At 68.0% G+C, this 11,274-nt stretch carries 8 protein-coding genes; 4 read left to right on the forward strand and 4 right to left on the reverse strand.

Annotated elements, in window-relative coordinates:
• Nucleotides 1-75: 75 nt before the first annotated feature.
• Complete coding sequence (locus tag VI08_RS05595) at nt 76-543, reverse strand: Dps family protein (protein ID WP_045828571.1); 468 nt, start codon at nt 541-543, stop codon at nt 76-78.
• A 117-nt stretch (nt 544-660) separates the two neighbouring features.
• Between VI08_RS05595 and hrpA the strand changes: the two genes are divergently transcribed.
• Entirely contained in the window at nt 661-4,566 is a 3,906-nt protein-coding gene (gene hrpA / locus VI08_RS05600; protein ID WP_045828572.1) for an ATP-dependent RNA helicase HrpA, read from the forward strand.
• On the forward strand, nt 4,563-6,668 hold the full coding sequence (locus VI08_RS05605) for a RelA/SpoT family protein (RefSeq protein ID WP_045828573.1): 2,106 nt from the start codon (nt 4,563-4,565) through the stop codon (nt 6,666-6,668). Before hrpA ends, VI08_RS05605 begins: the two co-directional genes overlap by 4 nt.
• Before the next feature lie 6 nt (nt 6,669-6,674).
• Here VI08_RS05605 and VI08_RS05610 read toward each other — a convergent pair whose 3' ends face one another.
• Together VI08_RS05610 and proC are read right to left on the reverse strand one after the other, a co-directional pair.
• A complete protein-coding gene (locus VI08_RS05610) occupies nt 6,675-7,250 on the reverse strand; it encodes a YggT family protein (RefSeq protein ID WP_045828574.1) in 576 nt (191 codons plus the stop codon).
• Nucleotides 7,247-8,071, reverse strand: coding sequence for a pyrroline-5-carboxylate reductase (gene proC, locus VI08_RS05615; protein ID WP_045828575.1), 825 nt, complete (start codon nt 8,069-8,071; stop codon nt 7,247-7,249). The genes VI08_RS05610 and proC overlap by 4 nt, the downstream gene beginning before the upstream one ends.
• A gap of 117 nt (nt 8,072-8,188) precedes the next feature.
• On the opposite strand from proC, the gene VI08_RS05620 reads away from it, so the two are divergent.
• Both VI08_RS05620 and VI08_RS05625 read left to right on the forward strand, forming a co-directional pair.
• Nucleotides 8,189-9,226 (forward strand): type IV pilus twitching motility protein PilT, encoded by a 1,038-nt coding sequence (locus tag VI08_RS05620; RefSeq protein ID WP_045828576.1) that lies wholly within the window; start codon nt 8,189-8,191, stop codon nt 9,224-9,226.
• 145 nt (nt 9,227-9,371) lie between these two features.
• Entirely contained in the window at nt 9,372-10,535 is a 1,164-nt protein-coding gene (locus VI08_RS05625; protein ID WP_045828577.1) for a PilT/PilU family type 4a pilus ATPase, read from the forward strand.
• Nucleotides 10,536-10,606: 71 nt separating this feature from the next.
• Here the strand turns inward: VI08_RS05625 and VI08_RS05630 are convergent, their stop codons facing one another.
• Nucleotides 10,607-10,972, reverse strand: coding sequence for a BON domain-containing protein (locus VI08_RS05630; RefSeq protein WP_045828578.1), 366 nt, complete (start codon nt 10,970-10,972; stop codon nt 10,607-10,609).
• Nucleotides 10,973-11,274 lie beyond the last annotated feature (302 nt).

Here is an 11,274-nt window from a genome sequence, read left to right on the forward strand (position 1 = left end):
GGGGCGTAACCTCGCGCGTCGTGCTTGCGCCCCCACTTCCCATCTCCCATCCCCGCTTTCACGCGCGTGTAACGTTTAGGCGAGCAGCGAACGCAGCATCCACGCCGTCTTCTCGTGCTCCTTCAGCCGGCCGGTGACCATGTCCGCGCTGCCTTCGTCGCCGGCCTCGTCGGCCACCTTGATGACTTCACGCGAGGTGGCGGCAGCGATTTCGTGGCCTTCGACGAGCTGGGCCACCATGTTCTTCCATTCCGGCACGCCGGATTCTTCCTTGATGGAGGTGAGCTTGCCGAACTGGCTGTACGAGCCCGGGGCGAACACATCGAGGATGCGGATGCGCTCGGCGATCTCGTCCGCGGCCGTCCACAGCTCGTTGTACTGCACCTCGAACATGTTATGCAGGCTGTTGAACTGCGGGCCCGTGATGTTCCAGTGGAAGCTGTGGGTCTTCAGGTAGAGCGAATAGGTATCTGCCAGCAGCTTCGAAAGCTGCTTGGCGACCGCTTCGCGGTCCTTCTTGGCAATGCCGATATCGATGGCCATGTGTCGACTCTCCTTGGGTTTTCTTGGGGTATGGAGCGATTTTACCGGCCGCCTGGGTGGCCGTGAAATGAAACGTTCCGATCCCAATGATAGGCACACGCTATCATTGTGGCTTGCATGAGTACCTCCAAGACCGCCCCGCGCCACCCACCCGCCGACCCGCGCCTGAAAGAGCTGCGCGATGCCCTGCCGCGCGTCGCCAGCCGCGACTACGGCCGCCTGCTGGGCCGCGTGCGTGGCCTGGCCCGCAAGCCTGACCCGGCCCGCATCGAGCAACTGGCCCAGGACATGGCCGCCTCCATGGCGCGTCGCGCCGCCCGCGCTGCCGCCAAGCCGGCCATCACCGTCGATGCCTCGCTGCCCATCGCGGCGCGCGCCGACGACATCATCAAGCTGATCCGCGAGCACCAGGTCGTGGTGCTTGCCGGCGAGACCGGCTCGGGCAAGACCACCCAGCTGCCGAAGCTGTGCCTGGCCGCCGGCCGTGGCGAGGCGGGCCTCATCGGCTGCACGCAGCCGCGCCGGCTGGCCGCGCGTTCGGTCGCGGCCCGCGTGGCCGAGGAGCTGGCCACGCCGCTGGGCGACAAGGTGGGTTTCCAGGTCCGCTTCACCGAGAAGGTGTCCGATAACGCCCTGGTCAAGTTCATGACCGACGGCATCCTGCTGGCCGAGACCCAGGGCGATCCCTGGCTGTCGGCCTACGACACCATCATCATCGACGAAGCCCACGAGCGCAGCCTCAACATCGATTTCCTGCTGGGCTACCTCAAGCGCCTGTGCGAGCGCCGCCCCGACCTGAAGGTGATCGTCACCTCGGCCACGATCGATACCGGCCGTTTCGCCGAGCATTTTGCCGGCGCGCCCGTCGTCGAGGTGGAGGGCCGCACTTACCCCGTGGACGTGCGCTACCGGCCGCCGGGCGAGAAGGGCGAGGGCAACCTCTCGCTGCAGATTGCCGACGTGATGGACGAAATCACCCGCGAGGATCCGCGCGGCGACGTGCTCGTGTTCCTGCCGGGCGAGCGCGAGATCCGCGATGCCCACCTGGCGCTGTCGCGCCGCCAGTACCGCGAGACCGAGGTACTGGCGCTGTACGCGCGCCTGTCGGCCAACGAGCAGGATCGCGTCTTCCGCCCCGGCCCGAAGCGGCGCATCGTCCTTGCGACGAACGTGGCGGAAACCTCGCTTACCGTGCCACGCATCCGCTACGTGGTCGACCCGGGCACCGCCCGCGTCAAGCGCTACAGCCAGCGCGGCCAGCTCGAGCGCCTGCATATCGAGCCGATTTCGCAGGCCGCCGCCAACCAGCGCAAGGGCCGTTGTGGCCGCGTGGGCCCTGGCATCTGCTACCGCCTTTACGAGGAGCAGGATTTCAACCTGCGCCCGGAGTTCACCGACCCCGAGCTGCTGCGCTCCTCGCTGGCCAACGTCATCCTTCGCATGCTGGCGCTCGACCTCGGCGAGGTGGAGGATTTCCCGTTCCTCGAGGCACCCGACCCGCGCGTGGTGGCCGATGGCTACCGCCGCCTCGCGGAAATCGGCGCCATCGATGACGACCGCCGCCTCACGGGCATCGGCCGCACCGTCGCGCGCCTGCCCATCGACGTGCAGCTTGCGCGCATGCTCGTCGAGGCGCGCCGCCTGGGCAGCCTCGCCGACCTGATGACGATCGTGGCGTTCCTTTCCATCCAGGATCCGCGCGAGCGGCCGCCGGAGGCACGCGGCCAGGCCGATGCCGCGCACGCGCAGTTTGCCGACCCGAAATCCGATTTCGTGGGCGTCATCAACCTGTGGAAGGCGTACCTCGCCGCCGCCGAAGACCTCACCTCGTCGAAACTGCGCGACTGGTGCTCACGCAACTTCCTCTCCTTCATGCGCATGCGTGAATGGCGCGAACTGCACCGCCAGCTCGCGCTGGTGACGCGTGAGATGACATGGGATGGCGGCAAGGAGCCCGCGCGCACGGCGGCCCTCGAGGGCGATGCGCTGTTCGAGTCCATCCACCGCAGCCTGCTCGCCGGCCTGCCCACGCAGGTGGGCCACAAGGACGAGAAGGGCGTGTTCCGCGGCACGCGCGAGCGCCGCTTCCAGGTGTTCCCCGGCTCGGCGCTGGCCAAGGCGCCGCCGGCGTGGCTGTTCTCGGCGCAGATCCTCGATATCGGTGGCCGCGTGTGGGCCATGATGAACGCGCGCATCGACCCGGCATGGGTGGAGCAGCAGGCCAGCCACCTCGTGCGCGCCACGGCGCGCGATGCGCACTGGTCGCGCAAGCGCGGCACCGTGGTGGCCTACGAACAGGTGACGCTGTTTGGCCTGGTGCTGGTCGAGCGCCGCCCGGTCACGTTCCACAAGCAAGACCCGAAACTGGCGCACGATATCTTCCTGCGCGAGGCGCTGGTGCGCGGGGAGCTCGACAGCAAATCCGATTTCGTCCGCGCCAACCAGCGCGTGCTGGAGCAGGCGCACGACATCGAAGCCAAGCAGCGCCGCGCGGGCCTGCTGCGCTCCGACGACGAGCTGGCCGCGTTCTTCGATGGCAAGCTGCCCGGGTCGATCGCCGATACGCGTGCGCTCGATGCCTGGTACCGCAAGGCCTCGCCCGGTGAGCAGGCGGCATTGCGCTGGGCGCTTGCCGATGTGATGGATACCGGCACGGGCCTCGACCCGAAGGCGTTCCCGGCCTCGATGACGCTGGGCCAGCACACGTACCGGCTGGAGTACCGCTTCGTGCCGGGCGACCCGGCCGACGGCGTCACCATCAGCGTGCCGCTGGCGTTCCTCAACGCCGTGCCCGCCGCGCGCGGCGAGTGGCTCGTGGGTGGCCTGCTGGCCGACAAGGTGGCCGAGCTGATCCGCGGCCTGCCCAAGGCCTTGCGCCGTAACTTCGTACCAGCGCCCGACTTCGCCCGGGCTTTCGTGGAAGCGGAAGCATCGCGCGACGAGCCCCTGGCGAAAGCGCTGGCCGCGTTCCTCAAGCGCACCACGGGTGTCGATGTCGACGCCAGCGCGTTCGGCGACGCCGTGGTGCCAGCGCACTTGCTGATGCGTTACCGCGTGCACGACGAGCACGGGCGCACGGTGGCCGAGGGCCGCGACCTCGCCGCCATCCGCGCGGCGTGGGAGGGCAAGGCGCGCGAGGCGTTCTCGCGCAAGACCGACATCGAGCTCACCCGTGAGGACATCCTCACCTGGGATTTCGAATCGATACCCCTGGAGGTGCGTTCGGAGGCGGGCCTCAAGGCTTACCCTGCGCTCGTGGACCTGGGCGAGGCCGTGGCGTTGCGCGTGTTCGAGCGCGCGGACGAAGCGGCGGCGGCCCACGTGCGGGGCGTGGAGCGCCTGCTGCGCGGCGCGCTGGCACCCGAGTTCAAGCGGGCACGCCGGCAGCTGCCGATCAGCAACCCGCTTTCGCTGAAGTACGCGCCGCTGGGCAGCGTCGATGGGTTGCGCGACGACCTGGTGGAAGGCGGCTTCGACGACCTGCTGGCCGACGCGAAGCTCACCGTGCGCACGCTGGCCGATTTTGAACACCTGAAGGGCGAGATGGGGCGCGCGTTGTTCGGCGCCGGCATGGCGCGGCAGAAACTGGCCGAGCCGATCATCGAGGCACAGGCCGAGCTCAAGCCCTGGATGGAGCCGCCGCTGCTGGGGTTCGCCAAAGCCAGCTACGACGACCTGCGCGAGCAGCTTGCCGGGCTCATGCAGCCGGGCTTCCTGCGCGAACTGCCCACCAGCCGCCTGCAGCACATACCGCGTTACCTCAAGGCCATGCGGCTGCGCGCCGAGCGCCTGCGCCAGGACCCGCAGCGCGACCAGTCGCGTATGCTGCAGGTGCTGCCGTACTGGCGCGCGCTGCTCAACGCAGGTGGCACCGCGCTCGATGCGGCCGCTTGGGCCGAGCTGCGCTGGCTGGTCGAGGAATGGCGCGTCTCGCTGTTCGCCCAGGAACTGAAAACCGCCGAACCCGTTTCGGCCAAGCGCCTCGCGAAGGCGCTGGAAGCCGCACAGGCAGGCAACGCATGACGAACCCACGGGCCACCCCGGCGCACGAACCCGCCACGCCGCTGACCGACCGCGCGCGCACCGCGTGCGCCGTGCTGCCCGTGGCCGCGCGCGCCGATGCGGAGGCCATCGTCGAGTTGCTGCGCCTGCTCGGTTGCGATGACGAAACCTGCGCCTCCGCGCTGTGGTTCTCGTTGATGCATGGCATGCCGGGCGCCGCCGACGCGGCCGCCGCCACATGGCCGGCCTCGCTAAGGCGCCTGGTGGATGGGCAGGGCGAGGCCGAAAAGGTATGGGCCCTGCACGCCCAGCGTGGCTCGTCGGCCGGCTCCGAGGGGCTGCGCCGCCTGCTGCTCGCGATCATCCGCGACCTCCGCGTCGTGTTCGTGCTGCTGGCGCGCCAGCTGGCCACCATGCGCACGGCCATGTCGCTGCCCGACGCCGAGCGTCGCGAACTGGCCCAGCTCACCGCCGATATCCACGCGCCGCTCGCCAACCGCCTGGGTATCTGGCAGCTCAAGTGGGAGCTCGAAGACCTCGCCTTCCGCTACCTGGAGCCCGATACGTACCGCCGCATCGCGCGCCTGCTCGACGAGCGCCGCGCCGATCGCGAGCGCTTCATCGCCGAGAGCCTGGCCGAGCTGCGCCACGTGCTGGGCGAGGCCGGCATCGCGGCCGACCTCGCCGGCCGGCCGAAGCACATCTTCTCCATCTGGAAAAAGATGAAGAAGAAGGACCTCGATTTCTCCGACCTTTACGACATCCGCGCCGTGCGCATCCTCGTGGGCTCGGTGGCCGATTGCTACGCCGCGCTGGGCCTCGTGCACAGCCTGTGGCCGCACCTGCCGGGCGAGTTCGACGATTACGTCGCCCGGCCCAAGGGCAACGGCTACCGCTCGCTGCACACGGCGGTGATCGGGCCCGAGGGCAAGACGCTCGAAGTGCAGATCCGCACGCACGAGATGCACCGCGCCAACGAGCTGGGCGTGGCCGCGCACTGGCGGTACAAGGAGGGTGGCGGCGCCGACGCCGAGTTCGAGGCCAAGATCGCCTGGATGCGCAAGCTGCTCGAGCCGCGCGGCGAGGACGATGCCGAGCTGGCCGCGGGGTTCGAGACCGAGCTGATGGAAGACCGCGTGTACGTGCTCTCGCCCAAGGGCGAGGTCATCGACATGCCGCACGGCGCCACCGTGCTCGATTTCGCGTACCACATCCATACCGAGGTGGGGCACCGCTGCCGGGGCGCCAAGCTCAACGGCCGCATCGTGCCGCTCACCACGCAGCCGCGCAGCGGCGACCGCGTCGAAATCCTCACCACGAAGATTTCCGAGCCCAGCCGCGACTGGCTGTCGGCGCACCACGGCTACCTGGCCACGTCGCGGGCAAAGGAAAAGGTGCGCGCGTGGTTCCGCCGCGAGGCGCACGAGGCCAACATCGTGGCCGGCAAGGCCACGCTGGAGAAAGAGCTGCGCCGGCTGGCGCTCGGCGACGTGGACCTGGCCGCGCTGGCCAGCCATTTCAGGCTGAAGAGCGTCGATGAACTATTCGTCACCATCGCGCTTGGCGAAGTCAGCCTGGGCCAGGTGGCCCGGCACCTGCAGGAGCCGGTGGAACTCGAATTCACGCAATCGTCCGCGCCGGTCAGCGGCCGCGGCGCGCAGCACGACCGTGGCGCGCTGTCGATCGAGGGCATCGGCAACCTGCTCACCACGCTGGCGCGCTGCTGCCAGCCGCTGCCGGGCGACCCGGTGCGCGGGTTCATCACCCGCGGCCGCGGCGTGTCGGTGCACCGCACCGATTGCGCGTCGCTGGCGCGCCTGGCACGGAAAGACCCTGACCGCGTCATCGACGTGAGCTGGGGCCGGGTCGAGGTGCAGAACTACGAGGTGGATATCGAACTGCGCGGCTACGACCGCAAGGGCCTGCAGAAGGACGTGGCCACCACCATCAGCAACGTGGGGCCGCACATCGTCGCGTCGTCGAGCCGCGTGAACACGCGCTCGGGCGAGGTGGACATGCGCTTTACCCTGCGCGTGCGCGATTACGAGCAGCTCTCGCTGCTGCTGGGGCGCCTCGCGGCGTTGCCCAACGTGACCGACGCCCGCCGCCTGGGCGGGCGCTGAGGCCGCTTACAGGCCCATCAGCAGGCGGGTACCGAGATCCTGCAGGGGCTGGGCCACCAGGATGCGGGCCAGGAACAGGCCGATGAGCACCACGGTGGGCGAGAAATCGAGGCCACCGAGGGTCATGCGGCCGCGCAGCGGCCGCACCAGCGGTTCGGCCAGCGCCGTGACGAAACGCGCCACGGGGTGGTAGCGATCGGTGGAGAGCATGCTCATCAGCGACCACACGAACACGACGACGATCCACGTGAGCAGCAGGAAATCGAGCAGCTCGGCGATGCCCATGACCAGGATGCCCAGTGGCCCCAGCGGCAGGCCGGCCAGCAGGAGGATGAGCACCACCTTCACGCATTCCACCACCAGGGCCACCACCAGCGCGGCGAGGTTGATCCGGCGGACGCTGGGCAGCACCTTGCGCAGCGGGGCCACCACCGGGTTGGTGAAGCGGTAGAGGAACTGGCAGATGGGGTTGTTGAAGTCGGCGCGGTTGGCCTCGGCCAGCAACCGCAGCACGAACAGGGTCACCAGGGCGCCGAAGAGCACGTTGAGCAGCAGGCCGCCCGCGTTGGTCAGGTAGTTCACGTATTCGATTCCATCTGTTCGGAGAGTTCCGCGCCGCGGCGGCGGGCGGCATCGACCGCGCGTGCCACGATGGCGGGGAAGTGGTCGGCCTGGAAGCTTTCCAGCGCGGCCTGGGTGGTGCCGTTGGGCGAGGTGACCTTCTGCCGCAGCGTGGCGGCGGAGTCCCCGCTTTCCATCAGCATGCGGCCGGCGCCCAGGGCGGTCTGCGCGGCCAGGGCGCGCGCCGTTTCACGCGACAGGCCCTGGGCGAAGGCGGCGTTCTCGAGCGCCTCCACCATGAGGAAGAAGTAGGCGGGGCCGGAGCCGGAGAGGGCGGTGACGATATCGAGCTGGTCCTCGGCGGGCACCCACACGGTGAGGCCGGCGGCATCCAGCACGTGCTGGGCCTCGGCGCGCTGCGGGGCGCTGACACGGGCGTTGGCATAGAGCCCCGTCGCACCGGCGCCGAACATGGCGGGCGTATTCGGCATGCAGCGCACGATGGGCAGGGCGGCATCCAGCCAGCGCTCGAGCTGGGCTATGCGGATGCCAGCGGCGATCGATACCACCACGGGCCGGTACTGCTGCACCACGGTGCGCAGGCCACGGCATACCTCGGCCATCATCTGCGGTTTCACGGCCAGGACAAGCAGGGACGCGCCCTCGGCGGCCGCCGCGTTGTCGGTATAGGTGGCCACGCCGTACTGGCGGGCGAGCTCCTGCAGGGCCTCGGCGCGGGGCTCGGCCACGGCGATGCCGCCGGGCTGGGCGCCATGGCGGACCATGCCGGCGATGAGCGCCTGGGCCATGTTGCCGCCGCCGATGAAGGCGATCCGGTTCATGCGGTTCTTTGCTCCGTTCGCGACGTCTTTCACATAGCCACAAAGCATATACGCTGCGCCGCCTTGCGCCGACCCCCGGGGGTGGTTACCTTTGGCCCACAAAGAAAGGGGACCCCAATGGATATCGCCGAACTCCTTGCCTTCTCCGTGAAGAACAAGGCCTCCGACCTGCACCTTTCCGCAGGCCTCCCGCCCATGATCCGCGTGGACGGCGACGTTCGACGCATCAATATCCCGCCCCTCGAGCACAAGCAGGTGCATTCGCTGATCTACGACATCATGTCGGACAAGCAGCGCCGCGACTATGAGGAATTCCTTGAAGTCGACTTCTCGTTCGAAATCCCGGGCCTGGCCCGCTTCCGCGTCAATGCGTTCAACCACAACCGCGGCGCCGGCGGCGTGTTCCGTACCATTCCTTCCGAGGTGCTCACCCTCGAAGACCTGGGCGCGCCCAAGATCTTCCGCGAGCTGATCGAGCAGCCGCAGGGCCTGATCCTGGTCACCGGCCCCACGGGCTCGGGCAAGTCCACCACGCTCGCGGCCATGGTCGACCACATCAACAAGAACGAATACGGTCACATCCTCACCGTCGAGGACCCGATCGAATTCGTCCACACCTCGCAGAAGTGCCTGGTGAACCAGCGCGAAGTGCACCGCGACACCCACGGCTTCAACGAGGCGCTGCGTTCCGCGCTGCGCGAGGACCCCGATTACGTGCTGGTGGGCGAGCTCCGCGACCTGGAAACCATCCGCCTGGCGCTCACCGCCGCGGAAACGGGCCACCTGGTGTTCGGCACCCTGCACACCTCGTCGGCGGCCAAGACCATCGACCGCATCATCGACGTGTTCCCGGCGGGCGAGAAGCCCATGGTGCGCTCCATGCTCTCGGAGTCGCTGCGCGCCGTCATCTCGCAGTCGCTGCTGAAGAAGGTGGGCGGCGGCCGCACCGCGGCCCACGAGATCATGGTGGGCATCCCGGCCATCCGTAACCTCATCCGCGAGGACAAGGTGGCCCAGATGTATTCCGCGATCCAGACCGGCCAGCAGTTCGGCATGCAGACCCTCGACCAGAACCTGGCCGACCTGGTGAAGCGCGGGCTCATCACCCGGCAGGAGGCCGCCACCTACGCCAAGAACAAGGAAGGCTTCCGCTAAACGACGCCAGGCGCGCGCACCCCTTGTGGGAGCGCGCTTGCGCGCGATGCCCCCGCCTCATGACAGCGGCCGCTGCAGCCGTCACGAGGCAGGTATATGATCGGCCAAGGGATGCCGGCCCGTTCCGGCGACGGGGATCCAGGCCATGAGCGAGTTCGATTTCACCTCTTTCCTTAAGCTGATGGTGCACAAGCAGGCATCCGACCTGTTCATCACCGCAGGCGTGGCACCCTCCATGAAGGTGCAGGGCCGCATCGTGCCCATCACGCAGAGCCCGCTTTCCGCGCAGCAATCGCGCGACATGGTGCTCAACGTCATGACGCCCGCCCAGCGCGAGGAGTTCGAAAAGACCCACGAGTGCCAGTTCGCGATCAGCGCCTCGGGCGTCGGCCGCTTCCGCGTGTCGTGCTTCTACCAGCGCAACTGCGTCGGCATGGTGTTGCGCCGCATCGAGTCGAAGATCCCCACGCCCGAAGAACTGAACCTGCCGCCGATCATCAAGCAGCTGGCGATGACCAAGCGCGGCATCATCATCTTCGTGGGTGGCACCGGCACGGGTAAGTCGACCTCGCTCGCCTCGATGATCGGCTACCGCAACCAGAATTCCACCGGCCACATCATCACGATCGAAGACCCGATCGAATACGTGCACCGCCACGAGGGTTGCATCATCACCCAGCGCGAGCTGGGCATCGATACCGATAACTGGGAAAACGCGCTGAAGAACACCCTGCGCCAGGCGCCCGACGTCATCATGATCGGCGAGGTGCGCACCCGCGAGACGATGGAACACGCCATCAACTTCTCGGAAACAGGCCACCTGTGCCTGTGCACGCTGCACGCGAACAACGCCAACCAGGCGCTCGACCGCATCCTCCATTTCTTCCCGGAGGACCGCCGCGGCGCGCTGTTCATGGACTTGTCGCTCAACCTCAAGGGCATCGTGGCGCAGCAGCTCATCCCCACGCCCGATGGCAAGGCGCGCCGCGTGGCCGTCGAAGTGTTGCTGGGCACGCCGCTGGCCCAGGATTACATTCGCCAGGGCGAGATCCACAAGCTCAAGGAACTGATGCGCGACTCCAACCAGCTGGGCATGCGCACCTTCGACCAGAGCCTGGTCGAGCTGTACCACCAGGGCGAGATCTCGTACGAAGACGCCCTGCGCCACGCCGACAGCTCGAACGAGGTGCGCCTGCGCATCAAGCTGGCCCAGGGCGGCGACGCGCACACGCTGTCGCAGGGCCTGGAGGGCGTCGAGATCGACAACAGCAACGACCGCAACACCTTCGGCGGCATGCTGCAGCGCTAACCGCTAACCCGGGCGCGAAAAAAGAGGGAGCCTTGCGGCTCCCTCCCGGGTCAAGCATCCGCTTGCGGGTATTACTTGGCGGCGGCCGAGACGGTCAGGCCGCTGGCGTCGACGCTCTTCACGCCCTTGATCTTCTTGGCGATGGCCTCGGCGTGGCTCTTTTCCTTCGCCGTGCCGACGGTGCCGGTCAGCGTGACCACGCCCTCGGTGGTGCTCACCGAGATATCGGTGGCCTTGACGCTCTTGTTGGCGGCGAATTCGCTCTTCACCTTGGTGGTGATCCACGTATCGTCGGCCTTGCCGGCAACCGTCTGGTTATCACCCTTCGACGCGGCGGCGGCGGAGTCCTGGGCATACACCTGGGCGGCCGGCACGGCGGCGAGGCCGGCGACGAGGGCGGCAGCGAACAGGGCCTTGCGGATGTTGGCGTTGTTCATGGGGAACTCCTTCCTACGCTTATGTTGTGGGGCGGCGATGTGCGCCGCGGGTGCCATGACACCAGCGCATCCGTGAACGATTCGTGCCGGGAAAATCGCAAGGTTCAGCTTTGCCGAATACGTCTTCACATAGCTTCTTTCCGGCTTCTTTGTGGCTTCCTTGTGGGAGCTTGCTTGCAAGCGATGCTCTTGCACCGGTTCATTCGCTATCGCGAATGCATGTAACCAGCGGCTTGCGCCGCCTCAGGCTGGCGGGGTTTCGGCCGTCGGGGGCGGGCAGGCCCTTGGTGCCGCCAGTCGCG

Source organism: Luteibacter yeojuensis (genome assembly GCF_000964085.1).
Lineage (GTDB): Bacteria > Pseudomonadota > Gammaproteobacteria > Xanthomonadales > Rhodanobacteraceae > Luteibacter > Luteibacter yeojuensis_A.